Below are 21,137 nucleotides of genomic sequence, written 5' to 3' on the forward strand. Positions count from 1 at the left end.
CTTCCCGTGCGATTTTCTCTCGACGTCAAGGTACCACAGGTATCTCGACATCGAGGTACCTGCGGCACGGTGTTGACAACGAACGCTTTCGATATATCGTTGGCGTATCGAGAGAGGTCGAAGAGCGATCTCAGAAGGGAGTGCAGAATCATGCACGCGACATTCGACGCATCACGCAGACAGCGCGGCGGCCGCCGCGGCGGCTTCGACCGGCGAGGCGGTTTCCCCGGTCCGTTCGGCCGGTTCGGTGGTCCGTTCGGCGGTCCCCCGCCCTGGGCGGACCGCCGGGGCAAGGCACGGCGCGGAAACGTGCGGGCGGCGATCCTGGCGCTGCTCGCCGAGGAGCCCCGCAACGGCTACCAGCTCATCCAGGAGATCGAGGAGCGCAGCGGCGGCGAGTGGCGGCCGAGCCCCGGCGCCGTCTACCCCGCGCTCCAGCAGCTCACCGACGAAGGGCTGATCGAGGCCGAGGAGCAGGAGGGCCGCCGTGTGTTCCGCCTGTCCGACGGCGGACGGGCGTACGCGGAGGCCCACCCGGACGAGGTGAACGCCCCCTGGGAGGCGATGACCTCCGACGTGCGCGACGACGTGCGCGACCTGTTCACGACCGCCGCCAAGACCGGCTCGGCCGTCATGCAGATCGTCCACACCGGCGACGAGAACCAGGTGGCCGAGGCCAGGCAGATCCTGACCGAGACGCGGCGCCGGCTGTACCGGCTGCTCGCCGACGACGAGTGAGGCTCGAGACGAGATGAGCGCCGAGCAGCTCCGCGTCGGTGACGCGGAACGCGACGAGGTGACCACGGCCCTGCACGAGCACTTCGCGCAGGGCCGGCTCACCCGCGAGGAACTGGACGAACGCCTGACCGCGGCCCTGTCCGCCCGGACCGTCGGCGACCTGCGGGAGATCACCCGCGACCTGCCCGGCGCCCTGGCCGCCACCGAACGCCCGGCGGGACCGCGCGGCCGGGGCCCGTGGGAGATGGGCACGGCGCACTGGGGCCGGGGCCCGTTCATGGCGCCGTGGCCGCGCGGCGGCGGGGGCCCGCACGGCCGGGGACATCTCGCCCGGACCTCCGATGACGAGGAGGACGTCCCCTGGGCGGTGGGCGCAGGCCTTCCGATGAGCCGCCGGGGACCGGCCCGGGCGCGGCGCGAGTGGGCGGCGTACGGCGGGTGGGGGCCCGCCTGGAGCGGCTGGGGGCCGCCGCGCGGCCGGCCCTTCGGCCCGCTGCTGCTCGTCGCCCTGATCGTCGCCGCCGTCACCGGCGGCTGGTGGGTGCTCTTCCCCCTGCTGGCCTGCCTGTGGCTCGCGGTCGCCGTCCGGGGGATCCGCCACGCCCGCCGCCATCTGACCGCCCGGCGCTAGCCTAGGGAGTCAGGAAGACCGGTCCCACGCAGATGTCCCGGTCGCCGTCCCATGCGACGTCGTCCTGGTCGAGGTCCACCTCGACGCCCGCGGGTTCGAGCGCTTGGCGCAGGCGCCGCCGGACGGGCTCGCTGAGGTAGTTGTAGTGCAGGTCCAGCTTCCGCAGGTGGGTCAGCGGCCGGCCGCCGAGGAGGGCGGCGGCGCCCTCGTCGCTCAGAATGCCCATGGACAGGTCGAGCACCTCGAGCCGGTCGACCACCGGGGCGGACGCCACGGCGGCGGCGACCTCGTCCTGGATCTCGCTGTTGCACAGGGCCAGGTGCCGCAGCCGGGGCGACCGGGCACCGGACAGAACCGGCTCCAGGTCGGCCACCTCACAGTCCGCACCGTGTTCCGCGCACCCCAGCCAGAGTTCGAGGTGCTCCAGGGCGGGCAGTTCGCTCTTCCCCACGCCGCGTACGACGTCACCCCGCAGACCACAGCTCTGCACGGTCAGCCGGCGCAGCCGATCGTGACGCAGGGCGGGGAACCCGGGCCCGTGTTTCTCCGGCGTTCCCGGGCGGCTCCTCAGGCGGCATGGCGGGACAGCGTGCCGATCGGGTCCTCCAGGAGAGGCTCGAAGGCCAGTTCGGCGGCGCCGACGATCTGGGCGTCGGGGCCCAGCGCCGAGGCGGCCAGGCGCACCTGCTCGCGCGGCGCCACGAGCGAGGACCGCGAGGCCGCGTCCGCCACGATCTCCGCGGTCGCCTCGTACAGCTCGCCGAGCGGGCCGCCGAGGATGACGATGTCGGGGTTGAAGGTGTTCACGAGCATGCCGACGCCGACGCCGAGCCAGCGCGCGACACGGGCGGCGGCGTCCATGTACTCCCGCTCCCCCGCGGCCGCTCTGGCCAGCACGTCGCGGTAGGCGTCCATGCCGCTGCCCGGCTCCCGGCCCGCCTCCCGCAGCAGCGCGTCCGCACCGACCTCGGTCTCCAGGCACCCGGTCGCGCCGCATCGGCAGGGCCGGCCGTCGGGGTTCACCCGGAGATGGCCGATCTCTCCCGCGTACCCGCCCCGGCCGCGCAGGGGACGCCCGCCGACGAGGATGCCGCCGCCGATGCCGATCTCGCCGGACATCACGACGACGTGCTCGTACCCGGCCGCCACACCGCGCCAGTGCTCGGCGAGGGCTCCCAGGTCGGCGTCGTTGGCGATCACGGCAGGCAGGTCCAGCCGCTCCCCCAGCCGGGCGCCGAACGGCACGTCGGTCCAGCCGAGGTTCGGCGCGAACCGGAGCAGGCCGTCCTCGTGCCGGACCACGCCCGGCACGGACAGCCCCACCCCCACGCACCGGGCGCCGGGCGGGGCCGCCCGGCGCAACCGGTCACACGTGCCCGCGATCGCGTCGACGGTGACGTCCAGGTCGCTCCAGTCGCGCTCGGGCTCCACGTCGACGCGGTCGAGCACGTCGCCGCCGAGCCCGACCCTCGCCACGACCAGGTGCCGTACGCCCAGGTCGACCGCCAGGACGTACACGCCCTCCGGAGAGGGCACCACCTCCAGCGACGGGCGGCCGGCCCGTCCCTGGGCGCTCGCTGAGCGCTGCAGGACGAGCCCGGCCTCCGTCAGCTCGGCGACCAGGTCGCCGATGGTGCTCCGGTTCAGCCCCATCTCCGCGGTGAGCAGTGCGCGCGACCGGTGACCGTGCCGGTGCACCTCGGTGAGGATCGTGCCGAGGTTGTGCCGGCGTACGTCGTCCTGGGTCGACCCGCGGATGCGTCGACGCGTCACGGGATCGCTTCCGGGGTTCAGCGGCCGGACGCGGAGCGGCGACGCCGGGCCAGCGCGTCGATGCTCGCGGCGAGCAGGAGGAAGCCACCGGTGATCAGGTAGTTGAGGTACGCCTTGGCGCCCAGCAGGCCGAGGCCGTTGTCGATGGTCGCGATCACGAGACCACCGATGAGGGCGTCGCGTGCCTTGCCCTTGCCACCGAACAGGCTGGTGCCGCCGATGACGGCCGCGCCGACCGCGTACAGCAGCGTGTTGCCGGCGCCCGCGTCGGGCGTGACCGAACCCAGGCGGGAGGCGGCGACGATGCCACTGATGGCGGCGAGCGCGGAACCGATCATGAACACCGACATGCGGATGCCCAGCACGCTGATGCCCGCCCGGCGCGCCGCCTCGGCGTTGCCGCCGACCGCGTACACGTGGCGGCCGTACGTGGTGCGCTGCAGCACGAACGTGCAGATGAGGAAGAGCACGGCGACCAGCGGCACGCCCCACGGCACGCCGCCCAGGAAGATGGTGGTCACGCGCGCCCGGTTCTGGTTCAGCACCGCGGTCGCCCCGATGACGACGATCGCCATGACCACGACCCGGGCCAGGACGAGGGCCATCGGGTGGCGGGACAGGCCCTTGGCCGCCTGCCGCTGCTGCCGCAGGAGCTGGAAGCCCGCGTACAGGACGACGCAGACGACCGCGAGGGTCCAGCCGAGCCAGACCGGCATGTTCTTGTTCGCCAGCGCGATGATCACGTTGTTGTGCACCGGCACCGTGCCGCCCTCGCCGATGAGCTTCAGCGCGATGCCCTGGAGCCCGAGGAAGAAGGCCAGTGTGACGACGAACGACGGGATGCGCACGACGGCGACGAGCGCGCCGATGACCGCACCGATGATCAGGCCGGTGACCAGAGCGGCGAGCACCGCGATGACCCAGTTCACACCGCCGTCGATGAGCAGCTTGGCCATCACGGCCGCGGACGAGCCGCTCGCCACACCCGCGGACAGGTCGATCTCGCCGAGCAGCAGGACGAAGACCAGGCCCATCGCGAGGATCGCGACCGGCATGGCCTGGGTCAGCAGGTTCGCCAGGTTGAGCTTGGACAGGAAGGTCTCGGGACGAAGGCCGTAGAACAGGATGACCAGCACCGCGAGCCCGAAGATCGCGGGAAGCGAGCCCAGGTCGCCGGAGCGCAGGCGGGCCCAGTAGTCGTTGAACGCCGTCGACACCGTCTGGACGCGGGTGTCGGAGGAGAAGGCCGAGTCGGCCGCGTCCGTGGTGGGCGGCGTGTCCTCGACCGTCTCGGCAGGCTGGGGAGTGTCTGTGGACATGGTGAACCTCAGATGCTTTCGGCGGCGGTCGCGGGCGCGAGTCCGAGGTCGCCGGACCGGCCCGTGGTGATGAGCTCCACCACCTGGCTGTGCGTCACGTCGGAGCGGGCGACGTCGGCCGCGACCCGCCCCAGGTAGAGCGTGGTGATCCGGTCCGCGACCTCGAACACGTCGTTCATGTTGTGCGAGATCAGGATGACGCCGTGGCCCGTCTCGGCGAGCCTGCGGACCAGGTCGAGCACCTGCCGCGTCTGCGCGACGCCCAGGGCCGCGGTCGGCTCGTCGAGGATCACCACCTTCGACTCCCACAGCACGGCCTTGGCGATCGCCACGGTCTGCCGCTGGCCACCGGACAGGCTCGCCACCTGCTGACGCACCGACTTGACGGTGCGCACCGACAGCCGCGCGAGCGTCTCGCGCGCGGACTGTTCCATCGACGCCTCGTCGAGGACGATGCCCTTCCTGCGCTCGCGCCCGAGGAACATGTTCTGCGTGATGTCGAGGTTGTCGGCGAGCGCGAGGTCCTGGTAGACGATCTCGATGCCGAGGGCGGCGGCGTCCTTCGGACTGCTGACGCTCACCGGCCGCCCCTCGAACATGATGCTGCCCGAGTCGATCGGGTGGATGCCGGCGATGCACTTGATGAGGGTCGACTTACCCGCGCCGTTGTCACCGACGAGCGCGGTCACCTGGCCGGGTTGGACGGCGAGGTGCACGTCGTGGAGCACGTGCACGGCGCCGAAGCTCTTGTTGATTCCCACGAGCTCGAGCGTGGGCGTCCCGTTCGCGGACGGCGTTTCGTTCTCGGACAACGTTGTGTTCCCCCTAGGACGGCGAACGGGGCGCCCGCTCCGGGCGGGCGCCCCATGACGGTCACTGGATGCCGGCCGCCTTGCACTTGGCGGCGTAGCTGCCCTTGCACACGTCGGAGGCCTTGACGCCGCCGTCGGTGATGACCTGCTTGACGTTGTCCTTGAAGATGCCGATCGGCTGGAGCAGGATCGAGGGCACCTGCCGCTTGCCGGTCGGGTCCTCGGCGGTGCCGTTGGTCTGCGGCTTCTCGCCCTTGGCCAGCGCGGTGACGACCTTGACGAGGCCGTCGGCCTCCTGCTTGTTCGGCTTGTAGACCGTCATGCACTGCGTGCCGTCGAGGATGTTCTGCAGCCCCTGCGGCGTCGCGTCCTGACCCGTGACCGGCACCTTGCCCGCCTGGCCGTTCTTGTTCAGGATCGAGATGGCCGCCTGGCCGAGGCCGTCGTTCGCGGCGTACACGCCGTCGATCTTGCCCTTCTGCTGCGTGTACATCTGCTCGAAGATGGTCGCGGCCTTCTGGTTGTCCCAGTCGGGCACGGCCTGCTCGGCGACCTTGGTGTAGTTGGTCACCTTGTCGAGGACCTCGTGCGCGCCGTTCTTGAAGAGGGTGGCGTTGTTGTCGGTCGGGGAGCCATCGAGGTAGACGATGTTCGACTTCTTGTCACCCAGGCACTTCTGCAGGCCCTGGCCCTGGACCCGGCCGACCTGGGTGCCGTCGAAGGACACGTAGTAGTCCGCGGAGCCGCCGAGCGTCAGACGGTCGTAGTCGATCGTCTGGACACCCTGCTGCTTGGCCTTGGTCTCGATCTGGGCCCCGGAGGCCGAGTCGAGGTTGACGATCGCCAGGATGGTCACACCGTTGGTGATCATCTGGTCGGCGATGGTCTGCATGCGCTGCTTGTCGCCCTCGGCGTTCTGGATGTCGGCGGGGATGCCGGCCTGCTTGAACTCCTGGGTCAGGACAGGGAGGTCGAAGTTCTCCCAGCGGACCGAGGACTTCGTGTCGGGAAGGATGATCCCGACCTTGCCCTTGATCTTGCCGCCGCCGGAACCACCGTCGCCCTTGCTGTTGTTGTCATCTCCGTTACCACAGGCCGCGAGGCCCGCGGTGGCCATGGCAGCGATCGCCGCGATACACGCCGTGCGCTTCAGTCTCACGTCGACACCTTCTCCGAGCTCCCCAAGGAACAGTTTGTTTGGCCGCACAACGTATTCCTCGTGAGCTGCCGCGTATAGGGCCCGAAAGGCGGAGACATGGGACGGTTACGACATCGAAATCTGATCGTCACATTACGGTCCGGGGTCGCCGGGTCGCCCTTAGCGATGGCCGTCCAAGGGTGCCCAGGACAGGCCAAGGATGGCGACGTTTTCGCAGGCCGTACGGGATGACAACGTAAGACAGAAATGGCCTCTCGGCGGCCGGCCGCCGAAGGCGGTCCGGACCGGCGAAGACACCCCCGCAACGGTCACGTTCCGTGATCGAAATCGGTCTCGTCGGCGGTGGTCGCCGCCGCGAGAACGCCTCCCGACCTCCCGCCCCCCCGGGGCCGGGCGGTCCCGGGGGGCGCGGGTGGTTCGTCAGGGCTGGACGGGCATCGTCCAGCAGTTGGAGATGGCCGCCTTGCCCGACAGCCGGTCGGTCAGCCAGGAGACCGCGTCGGCCTGGTCGGTGAGCAGCGGCGTCAGGTGGTTGGTGAGGATCTTGTCGCCGAGGTTCGGCAGGACGATGGGCTGGTAGGTGACGTTGCCGCCCTTCCGGCACCAGTCCACGGCCAGCTGCCGGGCCTGGGCATGCGGGACGATGTCGTCCTCGGTCCCGGTGGCCAGCCGTACGGGGCCGGCGGGCTTGAGCGTGCCGATGCGCTGCGCGTCGAGCGTGGCCTGCGCCGCGGGGTTGGCCGCGATGACGGCGGCGAGGGACTTGCCGCTGCTGGTCCACTTGGTGCTCGTGGCGAAGCCGTAGGTGAGGATCGCCTCTCCGATGCACATCGTCGACAGGTCCTGCAGCGCGGCCTTGCCGGCGGCGTTGGTGTTGGCGTCGAGGATGGCCTTGAGGGCCGGGTCGGACTGGGTGAAGCCGTTGATCGACCAGCCGAGCGCACCGGCGAGGGCGCTGCCGTCGATGCCCTTCATGACCGAGGTCAGGTCGGCGGGTGGCGCGCCGGCGTAGGTGCCGGCCACCTTCACGTCGGGCGCGTACGAAGGCTGCAGCTCGGCGGCCGCGGCGCCGGCGCCGCCGCCCTGGCTGTAGCCGTACAGGCCGACGCGCGAGTCGCCGGTGATCGACGCTCCCGGCACGGCGTGCGCCGCGCGGGCCGCGTCCAGCAGGGCGTGCCCCTGGTCGACGCGGTTGACGTAGGTGTGGAGCCGGTCGGTCGCGCCCAGGCCGACGTAGTCGGTGACGACGACCGCCGCGCCGGCGGAGAGCAGGCGGTAGATGGCGAGGTTGTCATACCCGATCGACAGTGTCTGGCCGGTCAGGATCAGCGGGTACTGCAGCGCCATCGAGGCCGCGCACTGGTCGCCCTGGCCCATGGTGCCCGAGGCGAACGCCACCAGCGGCCGGGATCCCCCGCCGTGCCAGGCGGCCGAGGGCTCGATGTAGGCGCCGGTCACCGCGACCGGCTGCCCGTTCGAGTCGGTGGACTTGTACATCAGCCGGGTCGCCGTGCCCGGCAGCGGACGGCCGTCCAGGCCCGGCAGGCTCAATCCGAGCGGCAGAGGCTCGGTGCGGACCAGCGCGCCGTTGGCGGACGGCAGCGTCGCGGGCGGGTCGTAGAAGGCCGGGATGGTCACGCCGCGGGACACCTCGTCGGGGGACACGACGGCGGCGGACGCGGATGCGGCGGCCAGGCCGACGCATGCCGCGACGGCGGCGATGACGGCCGATGCCCTCTTGCCGCCCGGCCTTCGCCGGGCGGCGGCGGAGCCCTCCGGAGACGGGGAGTGGGCGAGGGCACGGAGACGGGGGATTTTGCGACGCACGGGACTCTCCTCGCTCTGCTACGGGGAAGTGGCCGCAAATTAACAGCGCCCGTCGTCGCCAAGTAACTCACCAGTAGGTTACGCGTGGGTAACTCCAGCCGAATCACTAACCTGTTGCCGATTCGTACTGGTCAGTCCATTAATTTCATACAAAGGCCGGGCGACAGGACGCGGGGCATCAGGCCTTGGCGGGGCGGAACGTCGTGGCGAAGGCCGCGAAGATGGGCTTGCTCGCCTTCCATCGGCTGTCCGGAACCTGCCAGTACAGGGCGTAGGCGTGCTTGCTGTTGGCCAGAATGTTCCGGTTGAGCACGTGCGTACGGCCGCTGGAGCCCCGATAGGTGAACTCCCAGTCGGCGGCCTTGCGGGCCTGCGGGTAGTCGACCGACTCCAGGCGGACCCGGTGGTAGTCCGAGAAGCCGCCGCGCCGGGCGGCCTCCTGTTTCTTCCAGTCGGCCAGCGGGTCGGACTTGGGATGGTCCGACTGGTCGACGATGAGGAGCCGCGAGCTGTGCGGGTCCTCGACGTACAGGTAGTGACCGTGATGGGTGGCCGACCACCCGTCCGGTACGGCGATGGAGAAGCCGGTGCGGTCGTGGTGCCAGTGGTACCCGTCCGGCGGCGCGGCGGCCGTCGGCGACGTCGTCGGGGAGGCGGTCGTCGCGGACGGTGACGTCGGCGGCGACCCGGTCGAGGACGCGCCGGCCGGCGCCTGGCCCGGGGTCGTGCCCGCGTGGTTCGCGGACCGGCGCTCGTGGGCGTTCCCGCCGCCGAACACGCCGACGGCGGCCCAGGCCAGCAGTGTCACGGCGACCACTGCGGCGGCGACCATCATGCCGACGAGCGCGCGCCGGGACCGGTCGCCGCCGGCCGGGACGGTGCCGCCCGTCCCGGCCGCCGCTGTTCCGGCCGTCGCTGTTCCGGCCGTCGTTGTGAGGGCGGTCGCCGTGGCGGCGGTCGCCGGTTCCGCGGATCCGTCCGACGCCACGCGGCCGGCCTCGCCGGTCGGCGGCGCCGCGGCATCCACGTCCGCCCCGGCGTCTGCGGGGTCGGCGTGCGGCGCCTCGGCCGCATCCGTGGCGCCCTCGGCGATCTCGCGCAGACCGGCGGCCACCGTCTCCACCGTCGGGCGCGCCGACGGGTCGCGCTGGAGCAGGGCGCGGATCAGGGGCCACAGCGGGCCCGCGCGTTCGGGTTCGTCCGGGTCGTCCATGACGAGCGCGGCCAGGGTGGCCACCGCGCTGTCGCGGTCGAACGGCGGGCGGCCCTCCACGGCCGTGTACAGCGTGCCTCCGAGTGACCACAGGTCCGACTCCGGTCCCGCCGTGTGCCCGCGTGCCCGCTCGGGCGCCATGTACGACGGCGAGCCGATCAGCACCCCCGAAGAGGTGACGGTCGAGCCGCCCTTGGCGGTGGCGATCCCGAAGTCGCCCAGCACCACCCGGCCATCCTCGGCGAGCAGGACGTTGCTCGGCTTCACGTCGCGGTGCAGGACGCCCGCCGCGTGGGCGGCCCGCAGGCCGCCGAGCAGCTGCAGGCCGATCGCGGCGGTGCGCTCCGGGGTGAAGGGGCCGTCGGCGCGTACGGTCTCGGCGAGCGACCGTGACGGGACGTACTCCATCACGATCCACGGCCGGTCCTCGTCCTCGACGATGTCGTACAGGCCGACGACGTTGGGATGGTTGAGCCGCGCGTTGGTCCGCGCCTCGCGGAGCGTACGGCGGCGCAGCGTCTCCTGCTCCTCCTCCGACAGCCCCGGCGGGAAGGCGACCTCCTTCACCGCGACCCTGCGGTCGAGCACCTCGTCGGTGGCGAGCCAGACCACGCCCATCCCGCCGCGCCCGATGACCCTGCCGAGCCGATACCGGTTCTTGAGCAGACGAGGGGTGTCCACGACGTACCGATCTACCCTTCGCTACCGAGAATTGACATGCGAGCCGCCGAGACGTGCGCGCACGACGAGGTCGTGCAGCGCCGGCTCGGCGGAGGGGCGTTCGGGCAGCGACGAGCGGTCCCGCTCCTCCTCCAGCCGCGCCGTCATCGCCGCGACGTCGGCGGCGAGGCGTTCGCGGCCCGGCGCGTCCGCGGGCAGCGTGCCGTGCTCGGCCTCCCGCTTGGCCGCGATGAGCTCCGGCAGATACACCGGCCCGTGGCCGAGGGCGGTCAGGTCGGCGACGACCTCGCCCGTCCGCATGAGGTGGATGCCGGTCGACAGCACGCGGAACGTGTAGAGCAGCGGCTTGAGCTCTCCGGTGCGCTCGAAGAACCCCCACTGGGTGCGCGCGAAGCCGAGGTAGTGGTGCGCGTGGTGACGCGTCAGGCACTCCGGCGCGAGCGCGACCATCTCCTCGTGCAGCGGTGAGGACGCGACGACGAGCGGCGAGAGGAGCTGTTCCAGGACGTAGCCGTTGCGGCGCAGCAGCAGGCGGGCGAACTTGGCCAGGTCGTGGGTGACGAGGTCGACCTCCACGCCGTCGCGCGTCCAGGTGCGGTCGACGGTCTCGTCCCCGGTCCGCAGGCCGACGACGTCCTCGAGCGGCATCAGGTGGACCCCGCGCAGGTCGACGTCGGAGTCGGCGGACGGGAACCCGTACAGGTGGGCGCCGCTGACGGTCGCGAACACGACGTCGCCGGTCACCTCGCCGAGCCAGGACGGCAGCGTACGGGTCATCGCGCGTCCCTCCGCCGTACCGACACCAGGAACTCCTCCACCCGCGCCCGGTCCGGCTCGGCGGGCAGCGCGCTGCGCTCCACGGCGGTGTCCAGGTCGCGGGTCAGCGACTCCCGCCAGGCCTCGATCTCCGCCCACGGCACCTCGCCCCGGCGCACCGCGAGCAGCCGTTCGCGGTGTTCCCGCACACCGACGAGCGGCTCCCCGTACGACAGGAGATGCCGTCCGCTGATCAGCAGGCGCAGCATGTGCATCACGTGCTTCCAGCGGGGCTCGCCGCGGGTGCGCAGGTCGCCGGTGAGCTTGCGGAACTGGCTGTCGGCGTACCGCAGGAACGTCGTGTGCGCGCGGCGGGACAGGAAGGCCTCGCGCAGCGCGAGCAGTTCCTCGCCGCGATCGGTGACCTTCTCCACGAGGGGCGACCAGAGACACTCCAGCGCGGTCGGGTTGGCCGCCAGCGCGAGCCCGAGGAAGCGCTCCAGCTCCCAGGAGAAGCGCTCGGCGTCCGGCTCGTCCACGTGCGTCGGCGGCTTGGTGAAGCCCCAGAACAGCGGCGTCGGCGCCGCGTACACGCCGCGCCGGTCGACGTCGCTCGTCTCCGTGGCGAGACCGTAGGCGCGGGAGCCGACCACGACGGACAGCACCGTGTGGTCGCGCACCAGCGAAAGATCATCCACGAGGAAGAAGACTGTCGAAGATCGCCGGTACGTCAACCGTTATTCGCCCAAAAGATCGGACTTTCTGCTGCCGCCGGGGCGGACGCCGGACGCCCGGCCGGTTTCGGCCGGACCGGAGCGGGTTAACCTGGGCCACGGGGTGATGATGTGGGAAGTCAGATCGGTGTCACCGGCCTCGCCGTCATGGGGCAGAACCTCGCGCGCAACATCGCGCGCCACGGATTCCCGGTGGCCGTGCACAACCGCAGTGAGAGCCGGACGAAACAGCTGATCGAGCGCTATGGGAACGAAGGCGACTTCACGCCGGCGACCTCGCTCGAGGACTTCGTCTCCTCGCTCGACCGGCCGCGCCGGATCGTGATCATGGTGAAGGCGGGCGGGCCCGTCGACGCGGTGATCGACGAGCTGGTGCCCCTGCTCGACAAGGGCGACATTCTGATCGACGGCGGCAACTCTCACTTCGAGGACACGCGGCGGCGTGAGAAGGCGCTGGCCGAGCACGGCCTGCACTTCCTCGGCACCGGCGTCTCCGGCGGTGAGGAGGGCGCGCTGAACGGCCCGAGCATCATGCCCGGCGGCCCCGACGACGCGTACGCCCCGGTCGCGGAGATCCTCACCACGATCGCGGCGCAGGTGGACGGCACGCCGTGCGCCGCCCACATCGGTCCCGACGGCGCGGGCCACTACGTCAAGATGGCGCACAACGGCATCGAGTACGCCGACATGCAGCTCATCGCCGAGGCGTACGACCTGCTCACGAGCGCGGCCGGCATGTCCGCGCCCGAGATCGGGCAGACGTTCGCGCGGTGGAACGAAGGCGACCTGGAGTCGTTCCTCATCGAGACGACCGCCACGGTGCTCGGGCACACCGACGCCGCGACGGGCCGGCCGCTCGTCGACGTGATCCTCGACGAGGCCGAGCAGAAGGGCACCGGCCGCTGGACCGCGCAGTCGGCGCTGGAGCTGGGCGTGCCGGTCACCGCGATCACCGAGGCCGTGTACGCCCGCGCGCTGTCGGCCCGCAAGGAGCAGCGCACGCGCGCCGCCGGCGTCCTGCCCGGCCCGTCCGGCGGCTCGGCCCCGGACGGCTTCGTGGACGCCGTGCGCGACGCGCTGTACGCCTCCAAGGTGGTCGCGTACGCCCAGGGCTTCGAGCAGATGCGCGCGGCCTCCGACGAGTACGACTGGAACGTCGACCCCGGCACGCTCGCCACCATCTGGCGCGGCGGCTGCATCATCCGGGCGCGCTTCCTCGACCGCATCAAGGAGGCGTACGAACGCAGCCCGGAGCTGCCCAACCTCCTGCTCGACGACTACTTCCGCGACGCGGTCGCGGGCGCGCAGGACGCGTGGCGCAAGGTCGTGCGCACCGCGGTCGACCTCGGCGTCCCGACGCCGGCCTTCTCGGCGTCGCTGGCCTACTACGACGGCTTCCGCCGCGAGCGCGGGCCGGCGTCGCTGATCCAGGGACTGCGCGACTTCTTCGGTGCCCACACCTACCGCCGCGTCGACCGCGACGGCGTCTTCCACACGCTGTGGTCGGAGGACCGCCGCGAAATTTCCGCTGATTGACGACAGGACCCTGGCCGCTCACCTCAGCACGGCGAGATCGGTGCCGTGGACAGGTGCACGGCCAGGGTCACCAGCGGGGGGCCGACCCACAGGAGGCCGCGCACGATGGCCCCGACCGGCACGAACCGCGTGCGGTAGGGACCGCCGGGCCAGACGGTGCGACCCGCGGCGGCGATCCGGAACACCACGAACCGCCCTCCGCCGCGTACGGGCCTGAGCGCGTCCAGCGACGTCAGCGCGTCGACGAACTGGTCGCGCATGAGCGGCACGTAGACCGTCCGGTCCCCCAGGTCGACCTTCAGGCCGGTCCGGTGACCGAGCCGGTACGTCTCCAGCACGCGCCCCTCGGTCCCGGACGACCGCGCCGCGCGCAGGACACCGAGCCATCGCCGGCGCCGGTGGACGAGGTAGCCGGCGATCGCGGCGCCCGGGATGGCGAACAGGAACAGCACCATTCCGATCAGGTCGTCGCGCCGGTCGTCGTAGGTCTCCCACGTCCAGCAGGTGAAGGTCGAGTACTCCAGCACCCGCGCGCGCTCGCCGGGCCGGTACGGGTCGTCCCGGTCGGCGGTGCCGTACCGGACCGCGCCGTCCTCGTCGGTCCAGACGAGGGTCGGCGCGTGTGTCTCCGGGTCGGGCGCCTGCACCGTCGCCGTGTACGCCGGCGCCCGGGCCAGTCGCAGCGTGCTCTCCATGTCGCTCAGGTTCAGCCGGAGATACAGCGCCCAGCTCAGCAGCAACAGGCCGGCCGCGAGCACCGTGTGGAGCCGGTAGCGGGCCCGGGCCGTCGCCGGGCTCAGCCCGATGGCCGTGGGCGGCAGCAACGGCGTGCGCGTCCTCGCGGTCCTCATCACCGGCACCCCCGGTTCTCCGGCGCGGTACTGATAGGACGCACCGCACCGCCCCCCGGATCACCGCACCGGACGATTCCCCCCACGTTGGCCTACAGTGCTGGAATCCGACGTGAGGTGGATCATGGATCCGATCCAGGTTCCGATCTGCATGCGCTGCCCGGACCGGACACCGCTCCGGCCGGAGCCCGCGGCGAGGTCGGTCCGCTGCCGATCGTGTGGCTGGGAGCGCGCCGTCTCGCCGTACCCGCTGGTGCTGGTCACCGGGGAGAGCGGGGCCGGCAAAAGCACGATCGCGCCCATCGTCCGGGAGCGGCTGTCGGTGTACCGGCGCAGTGCGGTCTTCGACGCCGACCTGTTCCTCCATCACCTGGACCGGGGCTGGACCGCCTGGTGCAACGACTGGCTGCTGCTGGCCCACGCGCTCGGCGAGAACGACACCGTGATGGTGCTCTTCGGCTGCATCGACCCCGAGCTGCTGGCCACGGCGCCGGCCCGGTATCTCGTGAGCGGCCTGGAGGTCGTCCTGCTCGACTGCGGCGACCGGGCCCGGATCTCACGGCTGGAGGCGCGCCCGCCCTGGCGCGGCTGGGACGACGAGGGCATCGCGGACTGCCTCGCGCGGGCGCGTGCGCTGCGGGCCCGGCCGTATTTCCGGATCGACACCACTGATGAGTCACCGGTCCGCAGCGCGGATCGATGCGCCGAACACCTCACCCGCAGGATCAGCGAAGCGGTGTAGCGGGGGCGTCGACCTTGCCGGCGACGTACTCGCGAAGCCACGGGTCGATGCCCGGCCGCCGCCGGAGCTCCCGGGTGTAGGCCCGGACGTCGGCCGCGTCGGCCCGCGGCAGGAACCGCTCGGCCAGGAGCCTCGCCTCCGGATACGGGGCCCGGCCGAGGAGCGTACGCGCGGCCGGGAGGAAGCCGCCGCGGGAGACCCCGAGTTTGATCCGCGCGGCGAGGGCCGCTTCGTCGGTGGCCAGGCGGCCGGCGACCTCCAGGTAGCGCTCGCGCTGGTGCTCGCGCAGCACCAGAAGCGTCACCTTGGCCAGCAGGAAGTCGTGGTAGAGCGTGCCCGGCCCGTCGTCGCGGTGGCGGAGGTACTCGCCGATCGCCAGGAACCGCGCGTCCGCGGGGCTCAGTGCCGTGAACTTCGCGCCCGGGTGCACCGAGACCCGCAGCCGCATGCCCACGCGCTCGGCCAGGCCCTCCTCGACCTTCCGGGCCATCAGCGCGCGGGCTTCGTCGCCGGCGCCGTCGGCCACCAGGTCGACGTCGCTGAGCGAACGGGCCACGTCGGCGTCGGCGTCGGCGTCGGCGTCGGCGTCGGCGTCGAGGTGAAAGTCGCCGAAGCGGAACGAGCCCGCGAGGGTCAGGCCGGGTCCGGCCGCGGTCACGGCGGACGCCACGGCGTCGCCGAGCGTTCGCCGCCGGATCCGGTACGCCGGCGGCTGCACGATGAACGCCGCCACGGTCAGCCCGATCGGTGCAGCAGGAACGGGCCCAGGGCGAGCCCGTCCAGCGTGGAGGAGAAGTACGTTCGCAGTGCGTCGTCGGGGGTGTAGACGATCGGCTCGCCGTCGATGTTGAAGGAGGTGTTCAGGACGACGCCGTGTCCGGTGCGTCTCCGCATCGCCTCCAGCACCGCGACGTAACGCGGGCTGCACACGCGGTCGTCGACGCAGTGGGGCCGGCTGGTGCCGTCCACGTGCACGACGGCGGGCAACGCGGCCGCGTCCCTGACCTCGTGCGCCTCGATCATGAACGGGGCGTCGGCGACCGGGAACCACTTGTCCATGGCGTCCGGCAGCAGCGACGGCCCGAACGGACGCCACGCCTCCCGCTGTTTGATCTCCAGGTTCAGGCGGTCGACGACGGCGGCGTCCAGGGACGAGGCGAGGATCGAGCGGTGCCCCAGCGCGCGCGGGCCGACCTCGGCCCGGCCCTGGAACCAGCCGATGACCTCGCCGGCCAGCAGCCGGTCGGCGACCTCCGCCGCGAGGTCGGGTGGCTCGTGGTGGCCGATGCCGTAACGCCGGAGCAGGTCGGCCAGCTCCGCGTCGGACCAGCCCAGGCCCTGGTAGGGCCCGGCCGGGAGCCGGGTGGCCTCTCCGAGCCGCCGCGCCGCGAGCACGGCCGCGCCCACCGAGACCCCGGCGTCCTGCGGGATCGGCAGGTAACGCAGGTCCACGTCCGGCAGGACCCGGCGGAGGCGCCCGTTGGCGGAGCAGTTGAGGGCGACGCCGCCGGCCAGGACGACCGGCAGGCCGGGGTACTCGCTCGCGAGGCGGCGGACGAGAGTCTCGATCCTCGCCTCGACCATCGCCTGCACCGATGCCGCGGCGTCCGCGTGGTGCGGCGCGAAGTCGCCGGAGCGCAGGGGCCGCAGCCGGTCCGACAGGGACAGCGCGGGCCTGCGCGGCGGGCCGAAGACCTCGGCGCAGATGTCGTTCCACTGCCGGTAGACCGCGCGGTGTCCGGTCGTCGGGTCGCCGGGGGCGGGAAGGGCGCAGCGGAATCCCAGCCCGTCCGGGGAGAGCTCGGGGAAGTCGTGGCGCGGTGTGCCGAACGCGGCCAGGCCCATCGTCTTGCCCTGGCCGCCGTAGCCGAACCCGCAGTAGGTCGTCACCGCGGCGAACAGCGTGCCCAGCGACGCCGTCAGCGGAGACGCGGCCACGACATCCTCGTCCTCACCTCCGCCCGCGAGGTAGACGGTCGTGGAGGCGTGCTCGCCACGGCCGTCCATGACGACCACGACGCATCGCTCCGCCGTGCCGCTCATGTACTGGCCGGTCACGGCGTGACACCGGTGATGGTCGAAGACGAACGCGGGAGTGTCATCGAGCCCCAGCTCGCCGCGGGCCGCCGCCAAAGCCCGGTCGGCGGCGATCATCCGGTCGTTGCTCGGGTCCAGCGACGAGTCCCATGAGATCGCGAGCGCGTCGAGGTCGCGGGGGGCGAGGTCGAAGCGCCGCAGGCACGCCAGGACGGACCGCGTCGCGGCCTCCTCACGCGCGTACTTACGCCGTGAGAGGCGCTCTTCCTCGACGATGAGTTCGATCTTCCCGTCCACGATGAGCGTCGCGCTCGCTTCGTGGCCGAATCCACCGGATACGCCGATGATCCTCATGCGCTACCAACTTCGGAGATGTTCGGGAATGTATTCCATGTACCCCAGGCATTCGACGGAGAAGGCATATCTCGTCCCGACGGGAATGGTGATGAGGCGGGTGATCGAGCAGTGCGCGATCTGGAATCTCTCCCATTCCCACGGCGTGGGCTCGAAGCCGAGCAGCATCGACAGGACCGTGCTGATGCTTCCGGCGTGCGCCACCATGAGGATCTGGCGCTCGACGCCGTCCATCTCCCACAGCGCCGGGCCGCCGTCCGTCACGGGGCGCACGTCGATGCCGCCGAGGAAGCGGCGCAGGCCCGACCGGACCCGGTCGGTGAACGAGCGGATGCCCTCGCCCGACTCCTCGAAGGCGTTCCACCGCTCCTCCGCGGGCAGGGTCCGCGCGTCGGCCAGGGCGCGGGCGGCGAGTTCGGGCGGCTGACCTTGCCAGACCGGGTAGCGCATCTCGGCCAGCCAGTCCTCGACGGCAGGGGTCTCCAGGCCGCCGCACGCGAGCGCCACCGTCTCCCGCGCCCTCTTCACGGGGGAGGTCACGACGAGGTCGAACTTGGCTCCCGAGAGCTCGGCGGCGAGCGCGGCGCACTGGTCGACGCCCCGCTGCCCGAGCTCGGGATCGTCCACCGTGACCCCGTCGCGCACCCACGGCGCGTTGCCGTGACGGACCAGATTCACCACGAGCGGACCCCGGGGAACGTCATAGCCGAAATGGCTAGAACTCATCTTTTTTCCTCGTATTTGTACGACGGATGACCACATAAATGAGGGTGGTTATCAGCAGAACGCCGAGCACCAGAAGCCACGCCATGTACGGCGGCAGGGCTTTCAGCGGTCTGAGATTACCCAACCGGGTCTGCATCGCGGAGCTCATGACACCGAGCGGCACGCCCACGACCGCGACGAGTTCGATGAGGTGACGTGTCCGGGTCGTCGAGCGCGCCAGCCCCTGGGAGGCACGGAGCTGAAGGTGGGACTGGAGGGCCGCGCTCGCCTCCCGGATCGAGGCGAACGACTCGGAGAGTTCGAGGCCGGACCTCAGCAGGGAGTACAGCGGTCCGCCCACCGGGGTGGTGCTGACGTCGCGATGCCAGAGCCGGGTGTTGAACCGGATCACCGCCTCGTCGAAGCGCTGGAGCTTCGCGGAGGCGACTTCGAGGAGCCCGGCCACCTGGGCCAGGTCCGATTCCATGATGTCGAGGAGATGCCGCTGCGCGATCGCGTAGATGAAGAGGGTGACGTACTCGTACTCGAAGAGCTCGAACTGCTGGGCGACGTACCGGTCGTCGGCCGACTCGACCACCTGCACGAGGTTGTCGTAGTGGTAGAGCATCATCCAGTCCTGCCAGAGGGAGAGACACCGCTTCGAGCGGAGTCGCTGCCACTGGTCCTCCGAGGGACACTCCGCGTGCTGCCCGGCCACCGGTGTCCGGCCCGTGGCCAGCGCGAAGCACGCGAGCTGGGCACCGGACTCGAAGGGGCCGGGCGGCTGCTCGTCGCCGTCCCGCCTCACCTGTGACGTGATCGCCAGCCGCCAGTTCACCCCGAGGGTTCCGGTGAGCTCGGAGATGTTGTCGCGCGAGTCGAGGGGTGACGCGACGGCCAGGTCCCGCAGCAACGTGGGCAGGACCTCCAGCCAGGTACTCCCCCGCCCGCCACTGGCCGGGAAACCGCTCGCCTCGAGGCTCAGCTGGGCGACCTCCAGAGAGAGACGCCGCCGGTATTCGACCTTCTTGGCGAACCGCATCAACCGGGCGGCCACGGCCGTGGGCATGTCGCCGGGCGGGTCGAGCGCCGCCACCAGAACGCCGACCCCGACCGGGAAGAGCACCGCGTCGATCCAGCGCAGGTCACACTTGTAGTCCTCCTCGATGCCCTGGTCGCCGGGAATGCGAACGGTGATCTTGCTGCCGGGCGCCAGCTGCTTCCCGGTCCAGGTCAGGCGGACCGCGGCGTTGCGGAACCGGTCGCCGTCGTCCTTGCCCACCGCGTCGTCGATCGCCCGGCGCACCGCCGCGACCTCCATGCCCTGCACGCTGTGGAGCGCCTGCTTGCTCGCGTCGGAGGTGAGGCCGTACAGCTCCGGATAGAGCATCCGGCGCACGTGCGGAAGGAACGAGTACGAGTGGTCGGTGAGGAGATTGATCTTGTCCAGGCTGTCCGCCGAGCGCACAAACCAGTGTTTCCACGGGCTGTCGGCGCGTACGGGATCAGTGGCCAGTTTCGCCCCGGATATCGAATGCGGGAACGGATAGAGCAGATACGCCTGTGTGCTCACGCTCTTCACTACACGTCCGCCTCCCCTACAGGATCACCGGCCGGCGCGCCGGCGTCGTCGGTGAGCGAGCCGAATAGGAAATGCTCCGGGGTCTCGCGCAGAACGGCCGACCAGCCGAGGCGGCGAATCCGCTGTTCGAGGCCTGCCCGGTCGTACTGGGCCTTGACGACGCGGTAGCTCCGGCCGGAATCGCCGATCCGGCGGACCAGCTCGCCGCCGAGCACGGTCTCTCCGGTCGCGCCGGCCTTGTGGTCGACGAGGTGGACGACGCCACCGGCCCTCAGCCACTTTCTCAGCCGGCCGAGGAATTCCCCCAGCAGCCGACCGGGGACGTGTGACAGCCAGAAACCGAGAAAAATGGCGTCGTACGTCGAATCAGGCGTCCAGTCGAACACGTCCGCGTGGACGAGTTCGAGGCGCGGATCGCCGCCGAGACGGTCCGCGCACAGGCGCAGCCGGCGCGCGGAGGCGTCGACCGCGGTGAGCGTCGTCGCGCGGTCCAGGAGCCGCCCGGTCCAGAAACCCGTGCCACAGGCGATCTCCAGAACGTCACCGCTCAGGGTTTGACCGGCGAAATATTCCTCGACCCGGCGCAGCTCGCCGTGGGCTCCGGCGTCTCCGGGCGTGAGGATTGTTTCGTCGTAGAAGGCAATTTGCTCGGTTAACCGTGACCGGGCGTCGTCGACGTCGAAAAAATCGCCCATCAAGAGCTCCCCGGTATACGAGCCGGTGCGTTTCCGGAGATTATCGCGGGGGACCGCTCCCTGTACATGCACGGAAAAACGCGGACCGCCGGACATCCGTATCGCACGCGTAACGTTGGGCCGGCGAATTCCGATACGGGACGCTCGCCCGCGTCACCGGCGCGGGCCGGCCCGTCTTTCACACGCTGTGGTCGGAGGACGGGCGCGAGATCTCCGCCGACTGATCCGGCGTCCCCTGGCCGCGCGCCCGTCCGGCGCACGGCCAGGGCCGCTCCGGCGGATCACGCTCGGCGGCGGGTCCTACCGGGCGAGGATGTCGCCACGGTGGCGGCCGACCAGACCGCCGAGTGTCTGATCACGGCACGCGACCGGCCTCCGGCGTCTTCCGGACGTGCCCTAACCGATGGAGGTATCACCCAGCGACTCAAGGAGGCCGCGGAGCAGGCCGGCCAGCCGATCCCGTTCCTCTGAGGTCAGCCCGGCGAGCAGGCGCGCCTCATTCGCCACGTGCGGCCCGACCATCTCGTCGACCATCGTCCGGCCCTGACCGGTCAGGCGGACGCGTACGGAGCGCCGGTCCTCCTCGTCGTGCACGCGCTCGACGAGTCCCCGGGCCGCCAGCCGGTCGATCCGGTTGGTGATCGCGCCGGAGGTCACCATGGCGGCCCGGTTGAGGGCCCCCGCCGTCAGCTCGTACGGTGGCCCGGACCGGCGGAGAGTGGCCAGCACGTCGAACTCCCAGCGCTCGAGTCCGTGCCCGGCGAAGAACTCCTTCAGCTCCCGGTCCAGCAGCCGGGACAGCCGGGTGATCCGCCCGATGACCCCCATGGGCCCGACGTCGACGTCGGGGCGCTCCCTCCCCCACTGGGTGAGCAACTGATCCACCGCATCGCCCATCGGCGGCCTCCCTCAGCGCAAACAATCTCAACGTTCATCTACTTGACGAAGAGAATACTCTCATGCTGTTATCTCAACGTTTACATTCTCAATAT

At 71.2% G+C, this 21,137-nt stretch carries 20 protein-coding genes; 4 read left to right on the top strand and 16 right to left on the bottom strand.

The window, feature by feature from the left end; genetic code table 11:
* Positions 1-150: 150 nt before the first annotated feature.
* Positions 151-738 (top strand): PadR family transcriptional regulator, encoded by a 588-nt coding sequence (locus OG417_RS38720; RefSeq protein ID WP_329239890.1) that lies wholly within the window; start codon positions 151-153, stop codon positions 736-738.
* A 13-nt stretch (positions 739-751) separates the two neighbouring features.
* Complete coding sequence (locus OG417_RS38725) at positions 752-1,369, top strand: DUF1707 SHOCT-like domain-containing protein (protein ID WP_329239892.1); 618 nt, start codon at positions 752-754, stop codon at positions 1,367-1,369.
* Position 1,370: 1 nt separating this feature from the next.
* Here the strand turns inward: OG417_RS38725 and OG417_RS38730 are convergent, their stop codons facing one another.
* From OG417_RS38730 to OG417_RS38770, 9 genes are all read right to left on the bottom strand, one after another.
* A complete protein-coding gene (locus OG417_RS38730) occupies positions 1,371-1,820 on the bottom strand; it encodes a hypothetical protein (protein WP_329239894.1) in 450 nt (149 codons plus the stop codon).
* Between the two features lie 116 nt (positions 1,821-1,936).
* Complete coding sequence (locus tag OG417_RS38735; RefSeq protein WP_329239896.1) at positions 1,937-3,142, bottom strand: ROK family transcriptional regulator; 1,206 nt, start codon at positions 3,140-3,142, stop codon at positions 1,937-1,939.
* 17 nt (positions 3,143-3,159) lie between these two features.
* Entirely contained in the window at positions 3,160-4,461 is a 1,302-nt protein-coding gene (locus OG417_RS38740; RefSeq protein ID WP_329239898.1) for a sugar ABC transporter permease, read from the bottom strand.
* Between the two features lie 8 nt (positions 4,462-4,469).
* Positions 4,470-5,273 (bottom strand): ATP-binding cassette domain-containing protein, encoded by an 804-nt coding sequence (locus OG417_RS38745; protein WP_329239899.1) that lies wholly within the window; start codon positions 5,271-5,273, stop codon positions 4,470-4,472.
* Between the two features lie 61 nt (positions 5,274-5,334).
* Positions 5,335-6,432 (bottom strand): sugar ABC transporter substrate-binding protein, encoded by a 1,098-nt coding sequence (locus tag OG417_RS38750; protein ID WP_329239901.1) that lies wholly within the window; start codon positions 6,430-6,432, stop codon positions 5,335-5,337.
* Between the two features lie 420 nt (positions 6,433-6,852).
* Positions 6,853-8,259 (bottom strand): lipase family protein, encoded by a 1,407-nt coding sequence (locus tag OG417_RS38755; protein ID WP_329239903.1) that lies wholly within the window; start codon positions 8,257-8,259, stop codon positions 6,853-6,855.
* A 178-nt stretch (positions 8,260-8,437) separates the two neighbouring features.
* A complete protein-coding gene (locus OG417_RS38760; RefSeq protein WP_329239905.1) occupies positions 8,438-10,153 on the bottom strand; it encodes a serine/threonine-protein kinase in 1,716 nt (571 codons plus the stop codon).
* A 21-nt stretch (positions 10,154-10,174) separates the two neighbouring features.
* On the bottom strand, positions 10,175-10,930 hold the full coding sequence (locus OG417_RS38765) for a nucleotidyltransferase domain-containing protein (protein WP_329239907.1): 756 nt from the start codon (positions 10,928-10,930) through the stop codon (positions 10,175-10,177).
* Positions 10,927-11,607, bottom strand: coding sequence for a nucleotidyltransferase domain-containing protein (locus OG417_RS38770; RefSeq protein WP_329239909.1), 681 nt, complete (start codon positions 11,605-11,607; stop codon positions 10,927-10,929). Before OG417_RS38770 ends, OG417_RS38765 begins: the two co-directional genes overlap by 4 nt.
* Before the next feature lie 147 nt (positions 11,608-11,754).
* On the opposite strand from OG417_RS38770, the gene gndA reads away from it, so the two are divergent.
* Positions 11,755-13,179, top strand: coding sequence for an NADP-dependent phosphogluconate dehydrogenase (gene gndA / locus OG417_RS38775; RefSeq protein ID WP_329239911.1), 1,425 nt, complete (start codon positions 11,755-11,757; stop codon positions 13,177-13,179).
* Positions 13,180-13,202: 23 nt separating this feature from the next.
* Here the strand turns inward: gndA and OG417_RS38780 are convergent, their stop codons facing one another.
* Complete coding sequence (locus OG417_RS38780) at positions 13,203-14,030, bottom strand: hypothetical protein (protein WP_329239913.1); 828 nt, start codon at positions 14,028-14,030, stop codon at positions 13,203-13,205.
* A 124-nt stretch (positions 14,031-14,154) separates the two neighbouring features.
* Between OG417_RS38780 and OG417_RS38785 the strand changes: the two genes are divergently transcribed.
* On the top strand, positions 14,155-14,772 hold the full coding sequence (locus OG417_RS38785) for a hypothetical protein (protein ID WP_329239915.1): 618 nt from the start codon (positions 14,155-14,157) through the stop codon (positions 14,770-14,772).
* Here OG417_RS38785 and OG417_RS38790 read toward each other — a convergent pair.
* The 6 genes from OG417_RS38790 to OG417_RS38815 form a co-directional block, all read right to left on the bottom strand.
* Positions 14,756-15,505 (bottom strand): hypothetical protein, encoded by a 750-nt coding sequence (locus OG417_RS38790; RefSeq protein ID WP_329239916.1) that lies wholly within the window; start codon positions 15,503-15,505, stop codon positions 14,756-14,758. The two genes, OG417_RS38785 and OG417_RS38790, sit on opposite strands and share 17 nt — an antisense overlap.
* Positions 15,506-15,507: 2 nt before the next feature.
* Positions 15,508-17,163 carry a carbamoyltransferase C-terminal domain-containing protein gene (locus tag OG417_RS38795; protein ID WP_329239918.1) on the bottom strand — a complete coding sequence of 552 codons (1,656 nt, stop codon included), beginning with the start codon at positions 17,161-17,163 and terminating at the stop codon, positions 15,508-15,510.
* Between the two features lie 3 nt (positions 17,164-17,166).
* Positions 17,167-17,889 carry a histidine phosphatase family protein gene (locus OG417_RS38800; protein ID WP_329239920.1) on the bottom strand — a complete coding sequence of 241 codons (723 nt, stop codon included), beginning with the start codon at positions 17,887-17,889 and terminating at the stop codon, positions 17,167-17,169.
* The gene (locus OG417_RS38805; RefSeq protein WP_329239921.1) at positions 17,879-19,441 is read right to left on the bottom strand and encodes a hypothetical protein; all 1,563 of its coding nucleotides are present in this window, start codon (positions 19,439-19,441) and stop codon (positions 17,879-17,881) included. The genes OG417_RS38800 and OG417_RS38805 overlap by 11 nt, the downstream gene beginning before the upstream one ends.
* Before the next feature lie 8 nt (positions 19,442-19,449).
* Entirely contained in the window at positions 19,450-20,241 is a 792-nt protein-coding gene (locus OG417_RS38810; RefSeq protein WP_329239923.1) for a class I SAM-dependent methyltransferase, read from the bottom strand.
* A gap of 300 nt (positions 20,242-20,541) precedes the next feature.
* Entirely contained in the window at positions 20,542-21,042 is a 501-nt protein-coding gene (locus tag OG417_RS38815) for a MarR family winged helix-turn-helix transcriptional regulator (RefSeq protein ID WP_329239924.1), read from the bottom strand.
* Positions 21,043-21,137: the final 95 nt, after the last annotated feature.

Source organism: Actinoallomurus sp. NBC_01490, assembly GCF_036227085.1.
Lineage (GTDB): Bacteria > Actinomycetota > Actinomycetes > Streptosporangiales > Streptosporangiaceae > Actinoallomurus > Actinoallomurus oryzae.